A 26,533-nucleotide genomic window follows, 5' to 3' on the forward strand; every position below is an offset into this window, starting at 1 on the left:
AGGAAGAACGCATAATAACGATGGCGATGAAAAAGTTGCTCATAGCGTCGCTGCTGTTTAGCAGCGCCACCGTATACGGTGCTGAAGGGTTCGTGGTGAAGGACATTCATTTCGAAGGCCTACAGCGAGTCGCCGTTGGTGCGGCCCTCCTCAGTATGCCGGTGCGCACAGGCGACACGGTTAATGATGAAGATATCAGTAATACCATTCGTGCTCTGTTCGCCACTGGCAACTTCGAGGATGTCCGCGTCCTGCGCGATGGTGATACGCTTCTGGTTCAGGTAAAAGAACGTCCGACGATTGCCAGCATCACTTTCTCCGGTAACAAATCGGTGAAAGATGACATGCTGAAGCAGAACCTTGAGGCGTCTGGCGTGCGTGTTGGCGAATCACTGGATCGCACCACGCTCTCTGATATCGAAAAAGGACTGGAAGACTTCTACTACAGCGTTGGTAAATACAGCGCCAGCGTAAAAGCGGTCGTCACGCCGCTGCCGCGTAACCGTGTGGATCTCAAACTGGTGTTCCAGGAGGGTGTATCGGCGAAGATCCAACAGATCAATATCGTCGGCAACCATGCCTTCAGCACTGACGAACTCATTTCTCACTTCCAACTGCGCGACGAAGTGCCGTGGTGGAACGTCGTGGGCGATCGTAAATACCAGAAACAGAAACTGGCTGGCGACCTTGAGACGCTGCGCAGCTACTATCTGGATCGCGGTTATGCCCGTTTCAACATCGATTCGACGCAGGTCAGCCTGACGCCGGATAAGAAAGGCATCTACATCACCGTTAATATCACCGAAGGCGATCAGTACAAGCTTTCCGGTGTGCAGGTGAGCGGTAACCTGGCTGGACACTCCGCCGAGATTGAGAACCTGACGAAGATCGAACCAGGTGAACTCTATAACGGCACCAAAGTGACCAAAATGGAAGACGACATCAAGAAACTTCTTGGTCGTTATGGCTATGCCTACCCGCGCGTGCAGTCGCAGCCTGAAATCAACGATGCCGACAAAACCGTTAAATTACGTGTGAACGTTGATGCGGGTAACCGTTTCTACGTGCGTAAGATCCGTTTTGAAGGCAACGACACCTCGAAAGATTCCGTCCTGCGCCGCGAAATGCGCCAGATGGAAGGGGCATGGTTAGGCAGCGATCTGGTCGATCAGGGTAAAGAGCGTCTGAACCGTCTGGGTTACTTCGAAACCGTCGATACCGACACGCAGCGCGTTCCGGGCAGCCCGGACCAGGTTGACGTCGTCTATAAAGTGAAAGAGCGTAACACCGGTAGCTTTAACTTCGGTATTGGTTACGGCACAGAAAGCGGCGTGAGCTTCCAGGCGGGCGTTCAGCAGGACAACTGGTTAGGTACGGGTTATTCCGTGGGTATTAACGGGACCAAAAACGACTACCAGACCTATACTGAACTGTCTGTCACTAACCCATACTTCACCGTTGATGGCGTCAGCCTCGGCGGCCGTATCTTCTATAATGACTTCCAGGCAGATGATGCAGATCTGTCCGACTATACCAACAAAAGTTATGGTACGGACGTTACGCTGGGCTTCCCGATTAACGAGTACAACACGCTGCGTGCAGGTTTAGGTTATGTACATAACTCCCTGTCCAACATGCAGCCGCAGGTTGCCATGTGGCGTTACCTGAACTCGATGGGTGAATATCCGTCCAATACGAATGACCGCAACTCATTCAGCGCTAACGACTTCACCTTCAACTACGGTTGGACTTATAACAAGCTGGACCGTGGCTTCTTCCCGACGGAAGGTACGCGTGTCAACCTGAATGGTAAAGTGACCATCCCGGGCTCTGATAACGAATACTACAAAGCGACGCTGGATACCGCGACCTATGTGCCGATCGATGACGATCACAAATGGGTGGTTCTGGGTCGTACTCGTTGGGGTTATGGTGACGGTATTGGCGGCAAAGAGATGCCGTTCTATGAGAACTTCTATGCCGGTGGCTCAAGCACCGTGCGTGGCTTCCAGTCCAATACTATCGGTCCAAAAGCGGTGTACTACCCGGCGAGCAGCCGTCATGACGGCGATGACGACTACGATAACGATTGTAAGAGCACTGAAACTGCGCCGTGTAAGTCTGATGACGCAGTAGGCGGTAACGCTATGGCTGTCGCCAGCCTCGAATTCATCACCCCGACGCCGTTTATTAGCGACAAGTACGCTAACTCGGTTCGTACCTCCTTCTTCTGGGACGTAGGTACTGTCTGGGATACGAACTGGGATTCGAACGCGTATGCCGGTTACCCGGACTACAGCGATCCGAGTAATATCCGTATGTCTGCTGGTATCGCATTACAATGGATGTCCCCATTGGGGCCGTTGGTCTTCTCCTACGCCCAGCCGTTCAAAAAGTACGATGGAGACAAATCGGAACAGTTCCAGTTTAACATTGGTAAGACCTGGTAATTGTTCTGTACAAAGGAATGTAATGGTAGTGTAGCGATGACTTTTGGCGATCTCGTCTGAGATCGCCTGGCCACGCAAAGAACTGTGCCTGCGGGCACAAATGGGATGGTAAGGAGTTTATTGTGAAAAAGTGGTTATTAGCTGCAGGTCTCGGTTTAGCGATGGTAACGTCCGCACAGGCTGCTGACAAAATTGCGATCGTTAATATGGGTAGCCTGTTCCAACAGGTCGCACAGAAGACGGGTGTTTCTAACACGCTGGAAAACGAGTTCAAAGGCCGTGCCAGCGAATTGCAGCGTATGGAAACCGATCTGCAATCTAAAATGCAGCGTTTGCAGTCCATGAAAGCAGGTAGCGAACGTACTAAGCTGGAAAAAGACGTGATGGCTCAACGCCAGACTTTCTCTCAGAAAGCCCAGGCTTTTGAACAGGATCGCGCGCGTCGTTCCAACGAAGAGCGTGGCAAACTGGTTACCCGTATCCAGACTGCTGTGAAATCCGTTGCTAACAGCCAGAGTATCGATCTGGTCGTTGATGCCAACACAGTTGCTTATAACAGCAGCGACGTGAAAGACATCACTGCTGACGTACTGAAACAGGTTAAATAAGTAATGCCTTCAATTCGACTGGCTGATTTAGCAGAGCAGTTGGATGCAGAATTACACGGTGATGGCGATATCGTCATCACCGGCGTTGCGTCCATGCAATCTGCGCAAACAGGCCACATCACGTTCATGGTGAATCCTAAATACCGTGAACACTTAGGCGTATGCCAGGCTTCTGCCGTTGTCATGACGCAGGACGATCTTCCTTTTGCTAAGAGTGCTGCGCTGGTAGTGAAGAACCCCTACCTGACGTATGCGCGAATGGCGCAAATTTTAGATACCACGCCGCAGCCTGCGCAGAATATTGCACCGAGTGCAGCGATCGATGCGACAGCGACGCTGGGTAACAATGTTTCAGTTGGCGCGAATGCGGTAATTGAGTCTGGCGTAGAACTGGGCGATAACGTGATTATCGGCGCAGGTTGCTTCGTCGGGAAAAACACAAAAATCGGTGCAGGTTCGCGTCTGTGGGCGAATGTAACGATTTACCACGACATTCAGATCGGTGAGAATTGCCTGATCCAGTCGAGCACTGTCGTCGGCGCAGACGGTTTTGGTTACGCTAACGATCGGGGTAACTGGGTGAAGATCCCGCAGCTTGGTCGCGTCATTATTGGCGATCGTGTTGAGATCGGCGCCTGTACGACGATTGACCGTGGCGCGCTGGATGACACTGTGATCGGCAACGGCGTTATCATTGATAACCAGTGCCAGATTGCACATAACGTTGTGATTGGCGACAATACGGCGGTTGCCGGTGGCGTCATTATGGCGGGCAGCCTGAAGATTGGCCGTTACTGCATGATTGGCGGGGCCAGCGTGATTAACGGGCATATGGAAATATGCGATAAAGTCACGGTGACGGGTATGGGGATGGTCATGCGTCCTATCACTGAGCCTGGCGTCTATTCTTCAGGCATTCCGTTGCAGCCTAACAAAGTATGGCGTAAAACCGCTGCACTGGTGATGAACATTGATGATATGAGCAAGCGTCTCAAAGCGATTGAGCGCAAGGTTAATCAACAAGACTAGCGTTCCACCTGTAGTGCCATCCTTTTACGGCCTGTCACATTCATATGATTGCGGCAGGCCGTGTTATTATTGCCTTTTAGTATATTTGGACAGGAAGAGTATTTTGACTACTAACACTCATACTCTGCATATTGAAGAGATTTTAGAACTTCTGCCGCACCGTTTTCCGTTTTTGCTGGTTGACCGTGTGCTGGACTTTGAAGAAGGTCGTTTTCTGCGCGCAGTGAAGAATGTCTCCGTAAATGAGCCTTTCTTCCAGGGCCATTTCCCGGGTAAACCGATTTTTCCGGGTGTGCTGATTCTGGAAGCGATGGCGCAGGCAACAGGGATTCTGGCGTTTAAAAGCGTTGGAAAACTGGAGCCGGGTGAACTGTATTACTTCGCGGGTATTGACGAAGCGCGCTTTAAGCGTCCTGTCGTGCCTGGCGATCAGATGATCATGGAAGTGACTTTCGAGAAAACGCGCCGTGGCCTGACCCGCTTTAAAGGGGTTGCTCTGGTCGATGGCAAAGTCGTGTGCGAAGCAACCATGATGTGTGCTCGTAGCCGGGAGGCCTGATACGTGATTGATAAATCCGCCTTTATTCATCCAACCGCCATTGTGGAAGACGGCGCCTGTATTGGCGCTAATGTTCATATTGGTCCTTTTTGTATTGTTGGACCCCATGTCGAAATTGGTGAGGGTACCGTACTGAAGTCTCACGTTGTCGTGAATGGCCATACAAAAATTGGTCGCGATAACGAGATTTATCAGTTCGCCTCCATCGGTGAAGTAAACCAGGATCTGAAATATGCTGGCGAACCGACCCGTGTGGAAATTGGCGATCGTAACCGCATTCGCGAAAGCGTCACCATTCATCGTGGCACAGTGCAGGGTGGTGGGTTGACGAAGGTGGGCAGCGATAACTTACTGATGATCAATGCCCATGTGGCGCACGATTGTACAGTAGGCAACCGCTGTATTCTGGCCAATAACGCTACGCTTGCGGGCCACGTTTCGCTGGATGATTTTGTCATCATCGGCGGCATGACCGCAGTGCACCAGTTCTGCACCATTGGCGCGCATGTGATGGTTGGCGGCTGTTCTGGCGTTGCTCAGGACGTTCCGCCGTACGTTATTGCTCAGGGCAATCACGCGACGCCGTTTGGCGTCAATATCGAAGGGCTGAAGCGTCGCGGTTTCACCCGCGAAGCGATCACCGCGATCCGCAACGCCTATAAAGCGTTGTACCGCAGCGGCAAAACGCTGGATGAAGCTAAACCGGAAATTGCCGAACTGGCGAAGCAGTACCCGGAAGTGCAACTCTTTAGCGATTTCTTTGCCCGCTCAACGCGCGGTCTGATTCGTTAATGGCGGAACAGCGTCCCTTAACGATAGCCCTGGTCGCCGGAGAAACCTCCGGCGATATTCTTGGTGCAGGCTTGATTCGCGCGCTGAAGGCGCGTGTGCCCAACGCGCGTTTCGTCGGCGTGGCGGGGCCGCGTATGCAGGCTGAGGGCTGCGAAGCCTGGTATGAGATGGAAGAGCTGGCGGTAATGGGCATTGTTGAAGTGCTTGGTCGCCTGCGTCGCTTATTGCATATTCGTGCCGATTTGACCCGCCGCTTTACCGAGCTTCAGCCGGATGTTTTTGTCGGCATTGATGCGCCGGACTTCAATATTACCCTTGAAGGCAACCTGAAAAAGCAGGGTATAAAAACCATCCATTATGTCAGTCCGTCCGTCTGGGCGTGGCGACAGAAACGCGTTTTCAAAATAGGCAGATCCACCAATATGGTGCTGGCTTTTCTGCCTTTCGAAAAAGCGTTTTACGACAAGTTTAACGTGCCATGCCGTTTTATCGGGCATACGATGGCGGACGCTATGCCGCTGGACCCGGATAAAAACGCCGCGCGTGATGTGCTGGGAATCTCGCATGATGCACACTGCCTGGCGCTACTGCCCGGTAGCCGTGGCGCGGAAGTGGAGATGCTGAGCGCGGACTTCCTGAAAACCGCGCAGCTGCTGCGTCAGACCTATCCTGACCTTGAAGTTGTCGTACCGCTGGTGAACGCCAAACGCCGCGAGCAGTTCGAGCGCATTAAAGCTGAGGTTGCGCCGGAGCTTTCCGTGCATCTGCTCGACGGAATGGGACGTGAAGCGATGGTGGCCAGCGACGCCGCATTGCTGGCGTCTGGTACGGCGGCGCTGGAGTGTATGCTGGCGAAATGCCCGATGGTGGTGGGGTATCGGATGAAACCCTTTACCTTCTGGCTGGCGAAGCGCCTGGTAAAGACCGATTATGTTTCGCTGCCTAATCTGCTGGCGGGAAGAGAATTAGTCAAAGAGCTGTTGCAGGAAGAGTGTGAGCCGCATGCGCTTGCAGAGGCCTTGCTGCCGCTGCTGGCGAATGGCAAAACCAGCCATGCGATGCATGACACCTTCCGCGAGTTGCACCAGCAAATCCGTTGTAATGCCGATGAGCAAGCGGCGGACGCTGTCCTGGAGTTAGCACAATGATCGAATTTGTTTATCCGCATACGCAGTTGGTCGCGGGTGTGGATGAGGTTGGACGCGGCCCGCTGGTCGGCGCGGTGGTGACGGCCGCTGTGATCCTCGATCCGGCTCGCCCAATCGTGGGTCTCAATGATTCCAAGAAGCTCTCAGAAAAGCGCCGTCTGGCGCTGTATGATGAAATCAAAGAAAAAGCGTTAAGCTGGAGTCTGGGACGCGCGGAACCTCATGAAATTGATGAACTAAATATTTTGCACGCCACGATGCTGGCGATGCAGCGCGCCGTTGCCGGTTTGCATATTGCGCCGGAATATGTGCTGATTGACGGCAACCGCTGTCCGGCACTGCCCGTGCCCTCTATGGCGGTGGTGAAAGGCGACAGCCGTGTGGCCGAGATCAGCGCGGCATCTATTATTGCGAAAGTGACGCGCGATGCCGAAATGGCGGCGCTGGACGGTATTTTCCCACAGTATGGTTTTGCCCAGCACAAAGGGTATCCGACCGCTTTTCATCTGGCGGCGCTTGCTGAACATGGTGCGACGGAGCATCATCGACGTAGTTTTGCTCCTGTCAAACGCGCCCTGGGACTTGCGTCCTGATTCTTGTGTCGAGATTAAGTAAACGGGAATCTGAAGATGTCTGAACCACGTTTCGTCCACCTGCGGGTGCACAGCGACTACTCCATGATCGATGGGCTGGCGAAAACCGGGCCGCTGGTAAAAAAGGCGGCCGCGTTAGGCATGCCTGCGCTGGCGATCACCGATTTTACCAACCTTTGCGGTCTGGTGAAGTTCTACGGAACGGGCCACGGCGCAGGGATTAAGCCTATTGTCGGCGCTGATTTCCATGTTCGCGGCACTCCGCTGGGAGATGAACTCTGCCAGTTGACCGTGCTGGCGGCAAATAATACGGGCTATCAGAATCTTACTCTGTTGATCTCAAAAGCCTATCAGCGTGGCTACGGCGCAGAAGGGCCGGTGATCGACAGGGAATGGCTGACTGAATTAAAAGACGGTCTGATTTTGCTTTCCGGTGGCCGGATGGGCGATGTGGGCCGCAGTTTGTTGCGCGGCAACAGTGCGCTGGTGGACGAATGCGTCGCCTTCTATGAAGAATATTTCTCCGACCGCTACTATCTGGAGCTGATCCGCACGGGTCGGCAGGATGAGGAAACGTATCTGCATGCGGCGGTTGAGCTGGCGGAAACGCGTGGCTTGCCGGTTGTCGCAACGAATGATGTCCGCTTTATTAACAGCGAGGACTTTGACGCGCACGAAATCCGCGTGGCTATTCACGATGGTTTTACGCTCGACGATCCTAAACGCCCGCGTAACTATTCGCCGCAGCAATATATGCGTAGCGAAGACGAGATGTGCGAACTGTTCTCCGACATCCCGGAAGCGCTGGAAAACAGCGTTGAGATTGCCAAACGCTGTAACGTGACCGTCCGTCTGGGCGAATACTTCCTGCCGCAGTTTCCGACGGGGGACATGACCACCGAAGACTTCCTGGTCAAGAAATCGAAAGAAGGTCTGGAAGAACGTCTCGAATTCCTGTTCCCTGACGAAGCGGTGCGTAAAGAGAAGCGTCCCCCCTATGACGAACGTCTGGACATTGAACTTCAGGTTATTAACCAGATGGGGTTCCCAGGCTACTTCCTCATCGTGATGGAGTTTATCCAGTGGTCGAAAGATAACGGCGTACCGGTAGGGCCGGGGCGCGGTTCCGGTGCGGGGTCGCTGGTGGCCTATGCGCTGAAAATTACCGACCTTGATCCGCTGGAATTCGACCTGCTGTTCGAACGTTTCCTTAACCCGGAACGTGTCTCCATGCCTGACTTCGACGTTGACTTCTGTATGGAGAAACGCGACCAGGTTATCGAACACGTAGCGGATATGTACGGCCGCGATGCGGTATCTCAGATTATTACCTTCGGTACGATGGCGGCGAAAGCGGTTATCCGCGACGTGGGGCGCGTGCTGGGGCATCCGTACGGTTTCGTGGATCGTATCTCGAAGCTGGTGCCGCCTGACCCGGGCATGACGCTGGCGAAAGCGTTTGAGGCGGAACCGCAACTGCCGGAAATTTACGAGGCGGATGAGGAAGTTAAAGCGCTGATCGATATGGCGCGCAAGCTGGAAGGCGTCACGCGTAACGCCGGTAAGCACGCCGGTGGCGTGGTTATCGCGCCGACCAAAATCACCGATTTTGCGCCGCTGTACTGTGATGAGGCCGGTCAGCACCCGGTAACGCAGTTTGATAAAAACGACGTGGAATACGCCGGGCTGGTCAAATTCGACTTCCTGGGGCTGCGCACGCTCACCATCATTAACTGGGCGCTGGAGATGATCAACGCCCGCCGCGAGAAGAATGGCGAACCGCCGTTGGATATCGCGGCGATCCCGCTGGATGACAAGAAAAGTTTCGACATGCTGCAACGCTCGGAAACCACGGCGGTCTTCCAGCTTGAATCCCGCGGCATGAAAGATCTGATTAAGCGTCTGCAACCTGACTGCTTCGAAGATATGATCGCGCTGGTGGCGTTGTTCCGCCCCGGCCCGTTGCAGTCGGGCATGGTGGATAACTTCATCGACCGTAAGCATGGCCGTGAAGAGATTTCCTATCCAGACGTGCAATGGCAGCATGAAAGCCTGAAACCCGTACTGGAGCCGACCTACGGCATCATCCTGTACCAGGAACAGGTTATGCAGATTGCCCAGGTGCTTTCCGGTTATACCCTTGGCGGCGCGGATATGCTGCGTCGTGCGATGGGTAAGAAAAAGCCGGAAGAGATGGCGAAACAGCGTTCCGTCTTTGAAGAGGGCGCCAGAAAGAACGGCATTGACGGCGAGCTGGCGATAAAAATCTTCGACCTGGTGGAAAAGTTCGCCGGGTACGGGTTTAACAAATCGCACTCCGCCGCCTATGCGCTGGTGTCTTACCAGACGCTGTGGCTGAAAGCGCACTACCCGGCAGAGTTTATGGCGGCGGTAATGACCGCCGATATGGACAACACCGAAAAAGTGGTCGGTCTGGTGGATGAATGCTGGCGCATGGGGCTTAAAATCCTGCCGCCGGATATCAATTCAGGGCTGTATCACTTCCACGTTAACGACGATGGCGAAATTGTTTACGGCATCGGCGCGATCAAAGGCGTGGGTGAAGGCCCGATTGAAGCTATCATCGAGGCGCGCAATAAAGACGGTTACTTCCGCGAGCTGTTTGATTTATGCGCCCGCACGGACACGAAAAAGCTCAACCGCCGGGTACTGGAAAAACTGATCATGTCCGGGGCGTTTGACCGCCTTGGGCCGCACCGCGCCGCGCTGATGAACTCGCTGGGCGACGCGCTGAAAGCCGCCGAACAGCATGCCAAAGCGGAAGCGATTGGGCAGGCGGATATGTTTGGCGTACTGGCGGAAGAGCCGGAACAAATTGAACAATCCTATGCCAGCTGCCAGCCGTGGCCGGAACAGGTGGTGCTGGACGGGGAACGTGAAACGTTGGGGCTTTACCTGACGGGACACCCTATCAATCAGTATTTAAAAGAAATTGAGCGCTATGTCGGAGGCTACCGGCTGAAAGACATGCATCCGACAGAACGTGGTAAAGTCACCACGGCTGCGGGGCTCGTGATTGCTGCAAGGGTTATGGTCACCAAGCGCGGCAATCGTATCGGCATCTGTACGCTGGATGACCGCTCTGGACGTCTGGAAGTTATGCTGTTTACCGACGCTCTGGATAAATATCAGCAATTGCTGGAAAAAGACCGCATACTTATCGTCAGCGGACAGGTCAGCTTTGATGACTTCAGCGGCGGGCTTAAAATGATGGCCCGTGAAGTCATGGATATTGACGAAGCCCGGGAAAAATATGCTCGCGGGCTTGCTATCTCGCTGACGGACAGGCAAATTGATGACCAGCTTTTAAACCGACTCCGTCAGTCTCTGGAACCCCACCGCTCGGGGACAATTCCAGTACATCTCTACTATCAGAGGGCGGATGCACGCGCGCGGTTGCGTTTTGGCGCGACGTGGCGTGTCTCTCCGAGCGATCGTTTGCTAAACGATCTCCGTGGCCTCATTGGTTCGGAGCAGGTGGAACTGGAGTTTGACTAATACAGGAATACTATGAGTCTGAATTTCCTTGATTTTGAACAGCCGATTGCAGAGCTGGAAGCGAAAATCGATTCTCTGACAGCGGTAAGCCGCCAGGACGAGAAACTGGATATTAATATCGATGAAGAAGTGCATCGTCTGCGTGAAAAAAGCGTAGAACTGACGCGCAAAATCTTTGCCGATCTTGGCGCATGGCAGGTTGCTCAACTGGCGCGCCATCCGCAACGTCCATACACCCTGGATTATGTTCGCCTGGCGTTTGATGAATTTGACGAACTGGCGGGCGATCGCGCCTATGCGGATGATAAAGCTATCGTCGGCGGTATCGCGCGTCTGGATGGTCGTCCAGTGATGATTATTGGTCATCAGAAAGGCCGTGAAACGAAAGAGAAAATCCGTCGTAACTTCGGCATGCCGGCACCTGAAGGGTATCGCAAAGCGCTGCGTCTGATGGAAATGGCTGAGCGTTTCAACATGCCGATCATTACCTTTATCGACACCCCTGGCGCTTACCCTGGCGTGGGCGCGGAAGAACGCGGTCAGTCTGAAGCGATCGCACGTAACCTGCGTGAAATGTCACGCCTGAGCGTACCGGTGATTTGTACCGTTATCGGCGAAGGGGGTTCCGGCGGCGCGCTGGCGATTGGCGTGGGCGATAAAGTGAATATGTTGCAGTACAGCACCTATTCCGTTATCTCCCCGGAAGGCTGTGCGTCCATTCTGTGGAAAAGCGCGGACAAAGCGCCGCTGGCTGCCGAAGCGATGGGTATTATTGCGCCGCGCCTGAAGGAGCTGAAGCTGATTGATTCTATCATTCAGGAACCGCTGGGTGGCGCGCACCGTAACCCGGAAGCGATGGCGGCTTCTCTGAAAGCGCAACTGCTGGCCGATCTCGCCGATCTCGACGTGTTGAGCAAAGACGATTTGAAAAACCGTCGTTATCAGCGCCTGATGAGCTACGGCTACGCGTAAACATCATCAATGCCTGATGGCGCTTGCGCTTATCGGACATGGAGTAAAAAGGGTCACATTTTGTGGCCCTTTTTTTTACCTGCGGTTTGACCAGGCTATGATTAGCTAAGGTTTTTCCAGGAGGAACGCATGAATATCATTGCCATCATGGGGCCGCATGGCGTTTTTTATAAAGACGAACCCATCAAGGAACTTGAGCTTGCCCTACAGTCGCAGGGGTTTCAGATTATCTGGCCGCAAAATAGCGTCGACCTGCTGAAATTCATTGAACACAATCCGCGAATCTGTGGCGTCATTTTTGACTGGGATGAGTACAGCCTCGATTTGTGTAGCGATATCAACCAGCTAAATGAATACCTGCCGTTGTATGCGTTTATCAATACGCATTCGACGATGGATGTCAGCGTGCATGATATGCGGATGGCACTGTGGTTTTTTGAATACGCGCTCGGCCAGTCAGAAGATATTGCAACCCGCATCCGCCAGTATACGAATGAATACCTTGATAACATCACGCCGCCGTTCACCCGGGCGCTGTTTACCTATGTGAAGGAAGGGAAGTATACCTTCTGTACGCCGGGGCATATGGCGGGAACCGCTTACCAGAAAAGCCCAATTGGCTGTCTGTTTTATGACTTCTTCGGAGGGAATACGCTAAAAGCGGATGTGTCTATTTCCGTGACCGAACTGGGTTCGCTGCTGGACCATACCGGGCCGCACCTGGAGGCGGAAGAGTATATTGCCCGCACCTTCGGCGCCGAGCAGAGTTATATGGTGACCAACGGCACCTCCACATCGAACAAAATTGTCGGCATGTACGCGGCGCCGTCGGGCAGCACGCTGCTGATTGACCGCAACTGCCATAAATCTCTCGCGCACCTGTTGATGATGAGCGATGTGGTGCCCCTCTGGCTGAAACCCACGCGTAACGCACTCGGTATTCTGGGGGGCATTCCTAAGCGTGAATTTACGCGTGAGAGTATTGAACATAAGGTTTCGGAGACGGCGCAGGCGCAGTGGCCGGTACATGCGGTTATCACCAACTCGACCTATGACGGCCTGCTGTACAACACCAACTGGATTAAACAAACGCTGGATGTCCCTTCGATCCATTTCGACTCGGCCTGGGTGCCCTATACCCATTTTCACCCGATTTATCAGGGGAAAAGCGGGATGAGCGGCGAGCGGGTGCCGGGAAAAGTCATCTTCGAAACGCAGTCGACGCATAAAATGCTGGCGGCGCTGTCCCAGGCATCGCTTATTCACATTAAAGGGGATTACGATGAAGATACCTTTAATGAAGCGTTTATGATGCACACCTCAACATCGCCAAGCTACCCCATCGTGGCGTCGATTGAGACGGCTGCGGCAATGCTGCGTGGCAATCCGGGTAAACGATTGATCAATCGCTCCGTGGAGCGGGCGCTTCATTTTCGCAAAGAGGTACAGCGGCTGCGCGAAGAGTCGGAAGGCTGGTTCTTTGATATCTGGCAACCGGAAGAGGTGGATGAAGCGGAATGCTGGCCCGTTGCGCCCGGCGAGGAGTGGCACGGTTTTACCGATGCGGATGCCGACCATATGTTTCTCGATCCGGTGAAAGTCACCATTTTGACGCCCGGTATGGATGAGCAGGGCAACATGAGCGAGGAGGGGATTCCCGCCGCGCTGGTGGCGAAGTTCCTTGATGAGCGCGGCGTGGTGGTAGAAAAAACCGGGCCTTATAACCTGCTGTTCCTGTTCAGTATTGGTATTGATAAAACCCGGGCGATGGGGTTGCTGCGCGGCCTGACGGAGTTTAAACGCGCTTACGATCTTAATCTGCGCATTAAAAATATGCTGCCGGATCTGTACGCCGAAGATCCAGATTTTTATCGTAATATGCGGATTCAGGATCTGGCGCAGGGTATCCATAAACTGATCCGCCAGCACGATCTTTCCGGGTTGATGTTACGGGCGTTCGACACATTGCCCGAAATGAAAATGACGCCGCATCAGGCCTGGCAGAGGCAGATAAAAGGCGAAGTGGAGACCATTGCGATTGATCAACTGGTGGGGCGTATTTCCGCCAGTATGGTGCTGCCGTATCCGCCTGGCGTGCCGTTGCTGATGCCGGGGGAGATGATCACCGAAGCGAGCCGTGCGGTACTCGATTTTCTGCTGATGCTGTGTTCCATCGGCCACCATTACCCTGGCTTTGAGACCGATATTCATGGCGCAAAACAGGATGAGGATGGCGTTTACCGAGTGAGAGTCTTAAAAACGGCATGATGGCTTGCCCTCGCGACGGCAAGGCGGGTAACGTGCTGATAACACATTAAGGAGACGCTATGCTGGGATTAAAACAGGTTCACCATATTGCGATTATCGCGACGGATTATGCGGCGAGCAAAACGTTTTATTGTGACGTACTGGGCTTCACGCTGTTGAGTGAAGCGTACCGGGAAGAACGTGATTCCTGGAAAGGCGACCTGGCGTTAAACGGGCAATATGTGATTGAGCTTTTTTCTTTTCCCTTCCCGCCTGCGCGACCGAGCCGACCGGAGGCCTGCGGTCTGCGGCATCTGGCGTTCAGCGTGGAAGACGTAGACAAAGCGGTAGCGCATCTGGAGGAGAACAACGTTAAATGCGAGCCGGTTCGCGTTGACCCGTTTACGAATAAACGTTTTACCTTTTTCAACGATCCAGACGGACTGCCGCTCGAACTGTATGAGCAGTAAAACTTGTCATCACGGTTTCTGCCCGGTAACGTGCCGGGCAGTGCCACAGTTAAGCAATGATCATGACAACACTCACCCTGAACGCCTCACTCCTGCCATACCGCCAGATTCTGGTGGCCTTTAGCGGCGGGCTGGATTCTACCGTACTGCTGCATCAACTGGTGCAATGGCGAGAACAGCAGCCTGATGTCACGCTGCGCGCCATCCATATTCATCATGGGTTAAGCTCTCATGCCGATAGCTGGGTGACGCATTGCGAGGCTGTGTGCCAGCAGTGGCAGGTGCCGCTGGTTGTCCGACGAGTGCAGCTTCAGGATGAGGGGTTGGGGATTGAGGCTCAGGCGCGCCAGGCGCGATACGCGGCCTTTGCGCAGGCGCTGCATCCCGGTGAAGTCCTGGTCACGGCCCAGCATCTTGACGATCAATGTGAAACGTTTTTGCTGGCGTTGAAGCGCGGCAGCGGCCCGGCGGGATTGTCCGCTATGGGGGAACGCTCGTCGTTTGCCGGAACGCAGCTGATCCGCCCGTTACTTGGGGAAACCCGTGCGGCGCTGGAGCAGTGGGCAAAACGCTATGCGCTGCGCTGGATTGAGGATGAAAGCAATCAGGATGATGTCTACGATCGTAATTTCCTGCGCCTTAGGGTGCTGCCGCTGCTGCAACAACGCTGGCCGCATTTTGCTGAAGCGACTGCCCGTAGCGCCGCGCTTTGCGCAGAACAGGAGCGCCTGCTGGATGAGCTTCTGGCAGAGGATTTAGCGGGCTGTATCACCGCTGATGGAGCATTGCAGTTAGCGCCGTTAATGGCGATGAGCGGCCCGCGACGTGCTGCGCTATTGCGCCGCTGGCTGGCCGCGAAGCATGCGCCGATGCCTTCCCGCGACGGGCTGGAACGTATCTGGCAGGAGGTGGCGCTGGCGCGTGAGGACGCCGCTCCCTGTTTGCGCTTTGGCGAGTACGACATTCGCCGTTATCAGTCACAGCTATGGTGGATAAAATCCGTTACCGGCCAAAGCGCGACGGTGATCCCGTGGTCATCGTGGCAAACACCGTTATCGCTGCCCGTTGGACTTGGGACGGTGCGGCTCGTTCCAGGAGGCGACCTGCGCATGCCGCGTGCCGACGAGCCAGTTAGCATACGCTTTAAGGCATCTGGGTTACTGCATATTATCGGGCGCAATGGCGGGCGTAAGCTAAAGAAAATCTGGCAGGAGCTGGGCGTACCGCCCTGGCGGCGGGATACCACGCCGCTGCTGTTTTATGGCGAGACGTTGATTGCTGCCGCAGGTATTTTTGTTACCTGTGATGGTCTGGCGGAGGAGGGAGCAGGCGTCAGGCTGGAATGGAAGGAAGAGACATCGTCATCGCGTAATGCCTGATGGCGCTGCGCTTATCAGGCCTACGTATCGCATGGAAAGTAGGCCGGATAAGGTGCTTGCACCGCCATCCGGCAACAAAAGAATCAGGATTCGCTGACGATTACAGTACCGATTTGTGGATGACTGAAGCTGGTAATTTTGTCCAGACGCAGCTCGCGTGTTTCACCGGCGACATCCGCGATCAGATATTCCACGTTTTTGCGCGACACCAGATCGTTGGCTTTCGCCTGTAAAACTTCTCCATCCTTAAGTTCCAGCGTCAGTAACAGATGATGCTGGCAGGCGAGCTCAAGATTATCGTAATCATCGCAGTTGATGGGTTGATACGTTTCATTCATTGACATAATCGCTCACCAGTAAGTTCGCGGCAGCATATGCCGCCTTTTCCCTGACCGACTCTGAAAGGGCATCGTCTGCTGCCACTTCATTAAGCACTTTCAATACACAACCCAGCGCATCCGGGACATACCCTAAGTCTCCGCTGGCGATTTCCGCATACCGCTTGCGTATTAACTCACAATATTTTTCCACATGCCCTCCTGTCAGCACTCTGACTTAACCGTGGATGCAAGTCTAAGCCTACGAAGATAAACTCTGTTTAGCAAGGTGACTATAACATACCCATCCAGGCAATATCAGCAGGTTGACGGCGCAGGTATACGACATCCGTTAACAGCCTTTTGACGCAGATTTCGCTACAATGTGTCCCTGATTCGAAAGGAGTTCTCTCATGGCGCTTAAAGCGACGATTTATAAAGCCGTAGTCAATGTGGCGGATCTTGATCGCAACCAGTTTCTTGACGCGGCATTGACGCTGGCGCGTCACCCTTCTGAAACGCAGGAGCGCATGATGCTGCGCCTTCTGGCCTGGATTAAATATGCCGATGAGCGCCTACAGTTCACGCGTGGTCTGAGCGCAGAAGATGAGCCTGAGGCATGGCTGCGTAACGACCATCTGGGGATTGATTTATGGGTTGAGCTGGGGCTGCCGGATGAGCGCCGCATTAAGAAAGCCTGTACCCAGGCTGCGGAGGTTGCGCTGTTTGCCTATAATAGTCGTGCCGCGCAAATCTGGTGGCAGCAGAACCAGAGTAAATGCGCGCAGTACGCTAACCTGTCCGTGTGGTATCTGGATGATGAGCAACTGGTGAAACTGAGTGATTTTGCCGGCCGAACCATGACGTTGCAGGCAACGATTCAGGATGGCGCCATCTGGCTGTCGGATTCTCAGAATAATCTGGAAATTCATCTGGCTGCATGGCAACAGCCTTCATGATTGTCATCTCCCGAAATGTCTCGATTCCCGACAATGAGCTGGAAATCACAGCCATTCGTGCGCAGGGAGCGGGTGGACAGCACGTTAATAAGACCTCAACGGCTATCCATTTGCGCTTTGACATTCGGGCCTCTGGCCTGCCAGAGTATTATAAGGAACGTTTGTTGGCTGCCAGCCATCACCTTATTAGCAGCGATGGCGTCATTATTATTAAGGCGCAGGAGTATCGCAGCCAGGAGCTCAACCGGGAGGCGGCTATCGCCCGGCTGGTGGCAGTCATCAAAGAATTAACCGCAGTGCAAAAAAGCCGACGGGCAACCCGCCCTACGCGCGCGTCGAAAGAACGCAGGTTGTCATCGAAGGCACAAAAATCCACAGTGAAGGCGCTTCGCGGTAGAGTTCGTCGTCCTCAGGAGTGACGAGCGGGGATAACATTTCATAAGGAATTTATGGTGAAAACAGCGATATTGTCAGTAGCGGCAGCATGTACGCTCTTTGCCTTGATCGGATGTAATAATCGTACTGAAGTGGAGGCGCTACAGCCGACGCAGACGGCAGAATTAAAACCGATGCAGCAAAGCTGGCGTGGCGTATTGCCTTGCGCAGACTGTGAAGGGATCGAAACCTCTTTGTTCCTGGAAAAAGATGGAACATGGGTGATGAATGAACGTTATCAGGGCGTTCGTGAAGAACCCTCTTCGTTTGCCTCGTATGGCACCTGGGCGCGTACAGCCGATAAACTGGTATTGACCGACAGCAAAGGCGAGAAGTCTTACTATCGTGCGAAAGGCGACGCTCTGGAAATGCTTGATCGTGAAGGTAATCCGATTGAGTCGCAGTTTAATTACACGCTTGAGTCGGTGTCTGCCAGTTTGCCCGTAACGCCAATGCCGGTGCGCGGCATGTATTTCTATATGGCGGATGCGGCGACCTTTACCGATTGCGCTACCGGGAAACGCATGCCGGTGGCGAACAATGCTCAGCTGGAACGTGATTATCTGGCGGCACGAGGCGCTGCGGAAAAGCCGGTATTATTAACGGTGGAAGGTCACTTTACGCAGGAAGCCAACCCGGATACGGGCGCGCAGGTAAAAACGCTGGTGGCCGATAAAGAGATTAAATTCGTTCCTGGACAGGATTGTTCCAGCAAGTAATTGCGGTATCGACCCCGTCTGGACATTAAAAAACCCCGCATCAGCGGGGTTTTTTGTGTTTAGCCTTTGATGGCTTTCACCAGGAAATCGACGATCTCGCCAGTTTTAATCAACTGCTTCTCGCCGTTACGACGGTATTTGTATTCAATATCGTCGTTGTCCAGGTTACGGTCGCCCAGCACGATAGTGTGCGGGATGCCGATCAGTTCCATATCCGCGAACATGACGCCCGGACGCTCTTTACGGTCATCCATCAGCACTTCGATGCCTTGTGCGCGCAGTTCGCCGTACAGTTTTTCCGCCAGTTCCTGCACCCGGAAGGACTTGTGCATGTTCATCGGCAGAATGGCAACCTGGAATGGCGCGATGGCGTCAGGCCATACAATACCGCGTTCGTCGTAGTTCTGCTCAATCGCCGCCGCCACCACGCGCGTTACCCCGATACCGTAGCAACCCATCGTCAGGATCTGGTTACGACCATCTTCACCCTGTACGGAGGCTTTCAGCGCTTCGGAATACTTGGTGCCCAGCTGGAAGATATGACCCACTTCGATGCCGCGTTTAATCAGCAGCGTGCCCTGGCCGTCCGGGCTTGGATCGCCTGCCACGACGTTACGGATATCGGCGACTTCTGGCGTCACGACATCGCGATCCCAGTTGATGCCGAAGTAGTGCTTACCGTCGATGTTGGCGCCTGCCGCGAAATCGCTCATTACTGCAACGGTACGGTCGATCACCACCGGAACCGGCATATTTACCGGGCCGAGAGAACCCGGGCCGGCTTTCACCAGCGCACGAATCTCTTCTTCTGTGGCGAAGGTCAGCGGGCTGGCAACCTGCGGCAGTTTTTCCGCTTTCACTTCGTTCAGTTCGTGATCGCCACGTACCAGCAGAGCAACCAGCGGGTAGCTGCTTCCTTCAACCGCTTTCACCAGCAGCGTTTTGACGGTTTTCTCAATCGGCAGATTGAACTGCTCAACCAGCTCCGCAATGGTTTTCGCGTTTGGCGTATCAACCAGCGTCATCTCCTGGCTGGCAGCCGCGCGCGGCGCTTTCGGCGCAACGGCTTCGGCGAACTCAATGTTAGCCGCGTAGTCAGAAGAATCAGAGAAGATCACATCATCTTCACCGCTTTGCGCCAGTACCTGGAACTCGTGGGATGCGTTACCGCCGATAGACCCCGTGTCTGCCTGTACCGCGCGGAAATCCAGGCCCATACGGCTGAAGATTTTGCTGTAAGCGGCATACATCGCGTCGTAAGTTTCCTGTAGCGATTCCTGAGAGGTATGGAAAGAGTAGGCGTCTTTCATCAGGAACTCGCGGGAACGCATTACGCCGAAACGCGGACGTACTTCGTCACGGAATTTGGTCTGGATCTGGAAGAAGTTCAGCGGCAGCTGTTTGTAAGAGCTGAGTTCGTTACGAATCAGGTCGGTGATAACTTCTTCGTGAGTCGGGCCGAGTACGAACGGACGCTCGCCACGGTCAACAAAACGCAGCAGTTCCGGGCCGTACTGTTCCCAACGACCACTCTCTTGCCACAGGTCAGCAGGCTGAACCACTGGCATTGACACCTCGATGGCACCGGCGTTATTCATCTCTTCACGCACGATGTTTTCGACTTTTTTCAGGACGCGCAGGCCAGTCGGCAGCCAGGTATATAACCCGGAGGCGAGCTTGCGGATCATCCCGGCGCGCAGCATCAGCTGATGGCTGATAACCTCGGCGTCGGCAGGTGTCTCCTTCAGAGTGGAGAGCAGATATTGGCTAGTACGCATGTTGTTACGGTTCCAGTTGGACGATCGAACAGGCTCAACGCGAGCCTGACACAAAAAAAGTGATTTAGTTTACCAGCGAGAAAGGGATGTCAAAAGAGAAGGGCGTGAAATTAGCGGGGTTCCAGCGCAAAGACTTCAAAACCCTCTTCGGTGACGCGCCAGCGCACGTTGAAATCGTGCAGCCAGACGGCGTACGTTTTACCGGTCTCTTCACCTTTACGATAGGCAGGACGCGGATCTTGCGCCAGCACTTCGCCGATAAATGTTTTCAGTTGCGGGTAACGTTGTTCAAGCCGTGAAAGCTGTTGGTCAATGTCGGCCGTGAAGCTGACGTGCATCTCTGCCACAGGCGCCTGTTGCGCGTAGCTGGCCGTTGCGCCCGGTAATGACTCGGCAAACGGCAGGTAGGGTTTGATATCAATAACCGGCGTGCCATCAACCAGATCCAGGCTGCCCAGCTTCAGGATGACTTTCTCTTTCTGACAGACAATCTCTTTCAACTCAACCAGTGACATGCCGACAGGGTTAGGGCGAAAGGTGGAGCGGGTCGCGAAGACGCCCATCCGGGCATTGCCGCCGAGACGGGGAGGGCGAACCGTCGGGCGCCATCCGCCAGCCATCGTCTGATGAAAGACGAAGATTACCCACAAATGGCTGAACGCTTCCAGACCGCGAACGGCATCGGCCTGATTATAGGGCGCAACAAGATGCAGTTCGCCGTCGGCGCTTTTTACCAGACCAGGCTGGCGCGGGACGGCGAACTTTTCTTTATAGGGGGAGCGAATAACGCCTATTTGCTCAAACTGAAAACTGCTCATTTAGCCGAGATGTTAAGGGCGGAACCGATGCAAACAGCCTGACGGTAGCAGCCTGGCGTTCCACTGGTGACTTCGCAGCTGTGCAGCAGTACAGCATTCGCCTTCATTTTAGAGGCGTTAATCTGCATGCGTTTACGTGCCGTCGGGATGCTCGGCGGGGAATCCTGATTAGATGCCTGGCAGGAGTCACCGCTGACTTCGCCAAGATCGCGGAACGGTTTACCCACTAACTCTTCGGCGTTGGTGTAAATTCGGACCGGTGCGGCACGCGGCGCTTTCGGTTTTTCCGACTCCGCTTTTGGCGGGGTTGCGGTGCTTTGAACGGGTTCAACAGGGGATCTGCTTAGCATGGAACAACCGCCCAGCATGAGTGCCAATAAACAGATCGGTAAAGCACGCATAATATTTCCTCAATGAATGATCTAATCGTCAGATATTGAATCAGGAGCTTGCATAAATGACAAGACGGGCAAGCGCCCGTCCTGAATGATATTACAGATTGTGGAAACCGCCTAAAAATTACCAGCCTTTAACAGCACCGCCGTTGAAGACTTTATTCGCGGCTTCGTAGACTTCGTCAGACTGATAAGCCTGAACGAATTTCTTCACGTTCTCTGCGTCTTTATTGTCTTCACGCGTTACGATCAGGTTAACGTACGGGGAATCTTTATCTTCCACGAAGATACCGTCTTTTGCCGGCGTCAGGTCAATCTGGCTGGCGTAAGTGGTGTTAATCACGGCCAGAGCAATTTGCGCATCGTCCAGAGAGCGCGGCAGTTGCGGTGCTTCCAGCTCAACAATTTTCAGGTTCTTCGGGTTTTCGGTCACGTCCAGAACGGTCGGCAGCAGGCCAACGCCATCTTTCAGTTTGATTAATCCTACTTTCTGCAACAGCAGCAGTGAACGACCAAGGTTAGTCGGATCGTTTGGTACGGCTACCTGAGAACCATCCTGTAGCTCATCAAGTGATTTGATTTTTTTGGAATAACCGGCAATCGGATAAACAAAGGTATTGCCAACGGCAACCAGCTTGTAACCGCGATCTTTGATCTGCTGATCCAGGTACGGCTTGTGCTGGAAAGCGTTCGCGTCGATATCGCCTTTGCTTAACGCTTCGTTCGGTAATACGTAGTCGTTGAACGTCACCAGCTCAACATCCAGACCGTATTTTTCTTTCGCTACTTTTTGCGCGACTTCCGCAACCTGCTGTTCAGCGCCGACAATCACGCCCACTTTGATGTGGTTCGGATCTTTTTCATCCTGGCCGCAACCCACAAGTGCCAGAGAACCAATCAGGGCTCCCACTGCCGCAAAGGTTTTAAATTTGAACGCCATGCTTATTTCCTTAATGAGTCATTTGTGTTGTGTTTAATGTTACTTGTGCGTCACTGCCCGAACGATGCGATCGCCGGATAACTGAATTAAATAAACCAGAACGACCAGTAATACCAGCACCGTATTCATCACGGTAGCATTGTAGCCAATGTAACCATACTGATAGCCAATCTGACCGAGTCCGCCAGCGCCAACGGCGCCGCCCATAGCAGAGTAGCCCACCAGAGTGATCAGGGTAATGGTTGCGGCATTGACCAGACCCGGTAATGCTTCCGGCAGCAGCACCTTACGCACGATTTGCAGCGGCGTGGCCCCCATCGCACGGGAGGCTTCGATCAATCCGGTTGGGATTTCCAGCAATGCGTTTTCCACCATGCGGGCGATAAACGGCGCGGCGCCGACGGTTAACGGCACAATCGCCGCCTGCAAACCGATGGAGGTGCCGACAATCACACGGGTAAATGGAATCATCCATACCAGTAAGATAATGAACGGGATGGAACGGAAGATATTGACGACCGCAGAGAGTGTGCGGTAGAGCTTCGCGTTTTCAATAATTTGCCCTGGACGCGTAACGTACAGCAGTACGCCAACCGGCAGACCAATAACAAAACCAAAAAAGCCGGATACAAAAGTCATTGCCAGCGTTTCCCAGACGCCGCGCGCCAGTAACCACATCATCGCCTCAGACATAACCCAGTACCTCTACTTTCACATGGTGTTCCTGCAACCAGGCAATTGCGGCTTGCGTCTCTTCTTGCGTGCCGTGCATTTCCGTCAGCATAATGCCGAACTTCACGCCGCCTGCGTAATCCATCTGCGCGCTAATAATGTTGTTGTTCACATTGAAGCGGCGGGCCGTCTCAGACAGCAGCGGGGCGTCTACGGATTGTCCGGTAAATTCCATACGCAGCATGGGGACGCTGTCCGCATACGGCTCTGCTTTTAAACGTTCCAGATAATCTTCCGGGATATCCAGATGCAACGTGGACTGGATAAACTTCTGCGCCAGCGGCGTCTTTGGATGGGAGAACACTTCGCTGACCGTATCCTGCTCAATCAGTTCTCCGTTACTGATAACTGCGACACAATCGCAAATGCGCTTAACCACATCCATCTCATGAGTAATAAGAAGAATGGTCAGGCCAAGGCGACGGTTAATATCTTTCAGCAGTTCCAGAATCGAACGGGTCGTTGCCGGATCGAGTGCGCTGGTGGCCTCGTCGCACAGCAGGACTTTGGGATTGCTGGCTAATGCGCGAGCAATCGCCACACGCTGTTTCTGACCGCCGGAAAGGTTGGCCGGGTAGCTGTCGTGCTTATCGCCGAGCCCTACCAGATCCAACAGCTCTGTGACGCGGCGTTTAATCTCGTCTTTCGGCGTATTGTCCAGTTCCAGCGGCAACGCCACGTTGCCAAAAACGGTACGTGAAGATAACAGGTTAAAATGCTGGAAAATCATGCCAATCTGGCGACGGGCTTTCGTCAACTCAGATTCAGAAAGGGTGGTCAGCTCCTGGCCGCCAACCAATACGCTCCCTTCCGTGGGACGTTCCAGCAGATTCACACAGCGAATGAGTGTGCTTTTACCGGCGCCGGAGGCGCCAATAACGCCATAAATTTGTCCGGCAGGGACATGCAGGCTGACGTTGTTCAGCGCCTGAATGGTGCGAGTCCCCTGTTGGAACACTTTGGTGATATTCGAAAGTTTAATCATTGATTATTTATTATCGTAATTAAGTTAGCCGTGGCATTTTCTTCTGCCTGATACGGTCGAAGCCGTCAACAAAATGGATGTTAAGGCATCCAGACGTCTAAATCAATCAGGCTTTCGATGATGAGCACTTTCTTGCTCGCTGAAACATGCGATACTAACGGCACATGCCTTATTCAGGAGCTATAAAAGGTGGCAAAGTCCGTACCCGCAATTTTCCTCGACCGTGATGGCACTATTAATGTGGATCATGGTTACGTACATGAAATCGATGAGTTCGAGTTTATTGAAGGCGTCATTGACGCGATGCGTGAACTGAAAAAGATGGGCTTTGCGCTTGTCGTTGTTACCAACCAGTCTGGTATTGCGCGCGGTAAATTTACGGAAGCGCAGTTCGAGACGCTGACCGAATGGATGGATTGGTCGCTGGCGGACCGCGATGTCGATCTGGATGGCATCTATTATTGTCCGCATCATCCGCAGGGCAGCGTAGAAGAGTTCCGTCAGGCGTGTGATTGTCGTAAACCGCATCCGGGGATGCTTATCTCTGCGCGTGATTTTCTGCACATTGATATGGCCGCGTCTTATATGGTGGGTGACAAAATAGAAGATATGCAGGCGGCGGCAGCGGCAAATGTTGGTACGAAAGTATTGGTACGCACCGGTAAGCCCGTTACGCCTGAAGCAGAAAATGCGGCAGATTGGGTGTTAAATAGCCTTGCTGACCTGCCATCGGCGATAAGAAAGCAGCAAAAATAAGCGTTATGATTAAAAGATGAGCGGTTGAGATAAAAATGCATTTTTCCGCTTGTCTTCCTGAGACGACCCCCTATAATGCGCCTCCATCGACACGGCGGATGTGAATCACTTCACACAAACAGTCGGTTGATTAAAGAGAAAAATCCTGAAATTCAGGGTTGACTCTGAAAGAGGAAAGCGTAATATACGCCACCTCGCGACAGAGCGCTAAAGCGCGTCGCAACTGCTCTTTAACAATTTATCAGACAATCTGTGTGGGCACTCAAAGTGACATGGATTCTTAATGTCTTCGGACAATAAATGAATACCAAGTCTCTGAGTGAACACGTAATTCATTACGAAGTTTAATTCACGAGCATCAAACTTAAATTGAAGAGTTTGATCATGGCTCAGATTGAACGCTGGCGGCAGGCCTAACACATGCAAGTCGAACGGTAACAGGAAGCAGCTTGCTGCTTTGCTGACGAGTGGCGGACGGGTGAGTAATGTCTGGGAAACTGCCTGATGGAGGGGGATAACTACTGGAAACGGTAGCTAATACCGCATAACGTCGCAAGACCAAAGAGGGGGACCTTCGGGCCTCTTGCCATCAGATGTGCCCAGATGGGATTAGCTTGTTGGTGGGGTAACGGCTCACCAAGGCGACGATCCCTAGCTGGTCTGAGAGGATGACCAGCCACACTGGAACTGAGACACGGTCCAGACTCCTACGGGAGGCAGCAGTGGGGAATATTGCACAATGGGCGCAAGCCTGATGCAGCCATGCCGCGTGTATGAAGAAGGCCTTCGGGTTGTAAAGTACTTTCAGCGGGGAGGAAGGTGTTGTGGTTAATAACCGCAGCAATTGACGTTACCCGCAGAAGAAGCACCGGCTAACTCCGTGCCAGCAGCCGCGGTAATACGGAGGGTGCAAGCGTTAATCGGAATTACTGGGCGTAAAGCGCACGCAGGCGGTCTGTTAAGTCAGATGTGAAATCCCCGGGCTCAACCTGGGAACTGCATCTGATACTGGCAGGCTTGAGTCTCGTAGAGGGGGGTAGAATTCCAGGTGTAGCGGTGAAATGCGTAGAGATCTGGAGGAATACCGGTGGCGAAGGCGGCCCCCTGGACGAAGACTGACGCTCAGGTGCGAAAGCGTGGGGAGCAAACAGGATTAGATACCCTGGTAGTCCACGCCGTAAACGATGTCGACTTGGAGGTTGTGCCCTTGAGGCGTGGCTTCCGGAGCTAACGCGTTAAGTCGACCGCCTGGGGAGTACGGCCGCAAGGTTAAAACTCAAATGAATTGACGGGGGCCCGCACAAGCGGTGGAGCATGTGGTTTAATTCGATGCAACGCGAAGAACCTTACCTGGTCTTGACATCCACGGAAGTTTTCAGAGATGAGAATGTGCCTTCGGGAACCGTGAGACAGGTGCTGCATGGCTGTCGTCAGCTCGTGTTGTGAAATGTTGGGTTAAGTCCCGCAACGAGCGCAACCCTTATCCTTTGTTGCCAGCGGTCCGGCCGGGAACTCAAAGGAGACTGCCAGTGATAAACTGGAGGAAGGTGGGGATGACGTCAAGTCATCATGGCCCTTACGACCAGGGCTACACACGTGCTACAATGGCATATACAAAGAGAAGCGACCTCGCGAGAGCAAGCGGACCTCATAAAGTATGTCGTAGTCCGGATTGGAGTCTGCAACTCGACTCCATGAAGTCGGAATCGCTAGTAATCGTGGATCAGAATGCCACGGTGAATACGTTCCCGGGCCTTGTACACACCGCCCGTCACACCATGGGAGTGGGTTGCAAAAGAAGTAGGTAGCTTAACCTTCGGGAGGGCGCTTACCACTTTGTGATTCATGACTGGGGTGAAGTCGTAACAAGGTAACCGTAGGGGAACCTGCGGTTGGATCACCTCCTTACCTTAAAGAACCTGCCTTTGCAGTG

The 26,533-nt window shown here is 53.6% G+C and carries 24 protein-coding genes and 1 rRNA gene; 17 read left to right on the top strand and 8 right to left on the bottom strand.

The window, feature by feature from the left end; translation table 11 throughout:
* Window positions 1-20: 20 nt before the first annotated feature.
* The 12 genes from bamA to tilS all read left to right on the top strand — a co-directional run bounded on the left by bamA (window position 21) and on the right by tilS (window position 15,766).
* Window positions 21-2,450: an outer membrane protein assembly factor BamA gene (bamA, locus tag OGX75_RS21085; protein WP_012133980.1), complete on the top strand. Its 2,430-nt coding sequence runs from the start codon at window positions 21-23 to the stop codon at window positions 2,448-2,450.
* A gap of 122 nt (window positions 2,451-2,572) precedes the next feature.
* Window positions 2,573-3,058: a molecular chaperone Skp gene (gene skp / locus OGX75_RS21090; protein WP_024130685.1), complete on the top strand. Its 486-nt coding sequence runs from the start codon at window positions 2,573-2,575 to the stop codon at window positions 3,056-3,058.
* 3 nt (window positions 3,059-3,061) lie between these two features.
* The gene (gene lpxD, locus OGX75_RS21095) at window positions 3,062-4,087 is read left to right on the top strand and encodes a UDP-3-O-(3-hydroxymyristoyl)glucosamine N-acyltransferase (RefSeq protein ID WP_012133978.1); all 1,026 of its coding nucleotides are present in this window, start codon (window positions 3,062-3,064) and stop codon (window positions 4,085-4,087) included.
* Window positions 4,088-4,190: 103 nt separating this feature from the next.
* Window positions 4,191-4,646: a 3-hydroxyacyl-ACP dehydratase FabZ gene (gene fabZ / locus OGX75_RS21100; RefSeq protein WP_003018528.1), complete on the top strand. Its 456-nt coding sequence runs from the start codon at window positions 4,191-4,193 to the stop codon at window positions 4,644-4,646.
* A 3-nt stretch (window positions 4,647-4,649) separates the two neighbouring features.
* The gene (gene lpxA / locus OGX75_RS21105; RefSeq protein ID WP_024130684.1) at window positions 4,650-5,438 is read left to right on the top strand and encodes an acyl-ACP--UDP-N-acetylglucosamine O-acyltransferase; all 789 of its coding nucleotides are present in this window, start codon (window positions 4,650-4,652) and stop codon (window positions 5,436-5,438) included.
* Entirely contained in the window at window positions 5,438-6,586 is a 1,149-nt protein-coding gene (gene lpxB, locus OGX75_RS21110) for a lipid-A-disaccharide synthase (protein ID WP_012133975.1), read from the top strand. The genes lpxA and lpxB overlap by 1 nt, the downstream gene beginning before the upstream one ends.
* Window positions 6,583-7,179, top strand: coding sequence for a ribonuclease HII (gene rnhB / locus OGX75_RS21115; RefSeq protein WP_012133974.1), 597 nt, complete (start codon window positions 6,583-6,585; stop codon window positions 7,177-7,179). The genes lpxB and rnhB overlap by 4 nt, the downstream gene beginning before the upstream one ends.
* 36 nt (window positions 7,180-7,215) lie before the next feature.
* Window positions 7,216-10,698, top strand: coding sequence for a DNA polymerase III subunit alpha (gene dnaE / locus OGX75_RS21120; protein ID WP_286451564.1), 3,483 nt, complete (start codon window positions 7,216-7,218; stop codon window positions 10,696-10,698).
* Between the two features lie 12 nt (window positions 10,699-10,710).
* Window positions 10,711-11,670, top strand: coding sequence for an acetyl-CoA carboxylase carboxyl transferase subunit alpha (gene accA, locus OGX75_RS21125; protein WP_012133972.1), 960 nt, complete (start codon window positions 10,711-10,713; stop codon window positions 11,668-11,670).
* Window positions 11,671-11,799: 129 nt separating this feature from the next.
* Entirely contained in the window at window positions 11,800-13,938 is a 2,139-nt protein-coding gene (gene ldcC, locus OGX75_RS21130) for a lysine decarboxylase LdcC (RefSeq protein WP_104869059.1), read from the top strand.
* 59 nt (window positions 13,939-13,997) lie between these two features.
* On the top strand, window positions 13,998-14,387 hold the full coding sequence (locus OGX75_RS21135) for a VOC family protein (RefSeq protein ID WP_286451565.1): 390 nt from the start codon (window positions 13,998-14,000) through the stop codon (window positions 14,385-14,387).
* A gap of 62 nt (window positions 14,388-14,449) precedes the next feature.
* Window positions 14,450-15,766, top strand: coding sequence for a tRNA lysidine(34) synthetase TilS (gene tilS / locus OGX75_RS21140; RefSeq protein ID WP_214143607.1), 1,317 nt, complete (start codon window positions 14,450-14,452; stop codon window positions 15,764-15,766).
* A gap of 83 nt (window positions 15,767-15,849) precedes the next feature.
* Here the strand turns inward: tilS and rof are convergent, their stop codons facing one another.
* Both rof and OGX75_RS21150 read right to left on the bottom strand, forming a co-directional pair.
* Window positions 15,850-16,110: a Rho-binding antiterminator gene (gene rof / locus OGX75_RS21145; protein ID WP_024130681.1), complete on the bottom strand. Its 261-nt coding sequence runs from the start codon at window positions 16,108-16,110 to the stop codon at window positions 15,850-15,852.
* A complete protein-coding gene (locus tag OGX75_RS21150; protein WP_012133967.1) occupies window positions 16,097-16,297 on the bottom strand; it encodes a YaeP family protein in 201 nt (66 codons plus the stop codon). The genes rof and OGX75_RS21150 overlap by 14 nt, the downstream gene beginning before the upstream one ends.
* Before the next feature lie 199 nt (window positions 16,298-16,496).
* Between OGX75_RS21150 and OGX75_RS21155 the strand changes: the two genes are divergently transcribed.
* Genes OGX75_RS21155 through nlpE form a run of 3 tightly spaced genes read left to right on the top strand, consistent with a single transcriptional unit; the run spans window position 16,497 to window position 18,196 of the window.
* Window positions 16,497-17,042 carry a YaeQ family protein gene (locus tag OGX75_RS21155; protein ID WP_200073991.1) on the top strand — a complete coding sequence of 182 codons (546 nt, stop codon included), beginning with the start codon at window positions 16,497-16,499 and terminating at the stop codon, window positions 17,040-17,042.
* Window positions 17,039-17,461 (top strand): alternative ribosome rescue aminoacyl-tRNA hydrolase ArfB, encoded by a 423-nt coding sequence (arfB, locus tag OGX75_RS21160; protein WP_012133965.1) that lies wholly within the window; start codon window positions 17,039-17,041, stop codon window positions 17,459-17,461. Before OGX75_RS21155 ends, arfB begins: the two co-directional genes overlap by 4 nt.
* A gap of 30 nt (window positions 17,462-17,491) precedes the next feature.
* Window positions 17,492-18,196 carry an envelope stress response activation lipoprotein NlpE gene (gene nlpE / locus OGX75_RS21165; protein WP_012133964.1) on the top strand — a complete coding sequence of 235 codons (705 nt, stop codon included), beginning with the start codon at window positions 17,492-17,494 and terminating at the stop codon, window positions 18,194-18,196.
* Between the two features lie 59 nt (window positions 18,197-18,255).
* Here the strand turns inward: nlpE and proS are convergent, their stop codons facing one another.
* From proS to metN, 6 genes are all read right to left on the bottom strand, one after another.
* Window positions 18,256-19,974 (bottom strand): proline--tRNA ligase, encoded by a 1,719-nt coding sequence (gene proS / locus OGX75_RS21170; RefSeq protein ID WP_286451566.1) that lies wholly within the window; start codon window positions 19,972-19,974, stop codon window positions 18,256-18,258.
* A 110-nt stretch (window positions 19,975-20,084) separates the two neighbouring features.
* Window positions 20,085-20,792, bottom strand: coding sequence for a tRNA (N6-threonylcarbamoyladenosine(37)-N6)-methyltransferase TrmO (gene tsaA / locus OGX75_RS21175; protein WP_024130680.1), 708 nt, complete (start codon window positions 20,790-20,792; stop codon window positions 20,085-20,087).
* The gene (gene rcsF / locus OGX75_RS21180; protein WP_012133960.1) at window positions 20,789-21,193 is read right to left on the bottom strand and encodes an envelope stress sensor lipoprotein RcsF; all 405 of its coding nucleotides are present in this window, start codon (window positions 21,191-21,193) and stop codon (window positions 20,789-20,791) included. The genes tsaA and rcsF overlap by 4 nt, the downstream gene beginning before the upstream one ends.
* A 118-nt stretch (window positions 21,194-21,311) precedes the next feature.
* Window positions 21,312-22,127, bottom strand: a complete 816-nt coding sequence (gene metQ, locus OGX75_RS21185; RefSeq protein ID WP_012133959.1) for a methionine ABC transporter substrate-binding lipoprotein MetQ — start codon at window positions 22,125-22,127, stop codon at window positions 21,312-21,314.
* A gap of 39 nt (window positions 22,128-22,166) precedes the next feature.
* Window positions 22,167-22,820, bottom strand: a complete 654-nt coding sequence (locus OGX75_RS21190; protein WP_012133958.1) for a methionine ABC transporter permease MetI — start codon at window positions 22,818-22,820, stop codon at window positions 22,167-22,169.
* Window positions 22,813-23,844 carry a methionine ABC transporter ATP-binding protein MetN gene (metN, locus tag OGX75_RS21195; protein ID WP_049008092.1) on the bottom strand — a complete coding sequence of 344 codons (1,032 nt, stop codon included), beginning with the start codon at window positions 23,842-23,844 and terminating at the stop codon, window positions 22,813-22,815. Before metN ends, OGX75_RS21190 begins: the two co-directional genes overlap by 8 nt.
* A gap of 189 nt (window positions 23,845-24,033) precedes the next feature.
* Here metN and gmhB point away from each other — a divergent pair, with 189 nt between their 5' ends.
* Together gmhB and OGX75_RS21205 are read left to right on the top strand one after the other, a co-directional pair.
* A complete protein-coding gene (gene gmhB, locus OGX75_RS21200) occupies window positions 24,034-24,600 on the top strand; it encodes a D-glycero-beta-D-manno-heptose 1,7-bisphosphate 7-phosphatase (protein WP_047458784.1) in 567 nt (188 codons plus the stop codon).
* A gap of 366 nt (window positions 24,601-24,966) precedes the next feature.
* Window positions 24,967-26,508: ribosomal RNA gene (locus OGX75_RS21205) — 16S ribosomal RNA — on the top strand.
* Window positions 26,509-26,533 lie beyond the last annotated feature (25 nt).

The sequence above is a fragment of the Citrobacter sp. CK199 genome (genome assembly GCF_030333285.1).
Classification (GTDB): Bacteria; Pseudomonadota; Gammaproteobacteria; order Enterobacterales; family Enterobacteriaceae; genus Citrobacter_B; species Citrobacter_B koseri.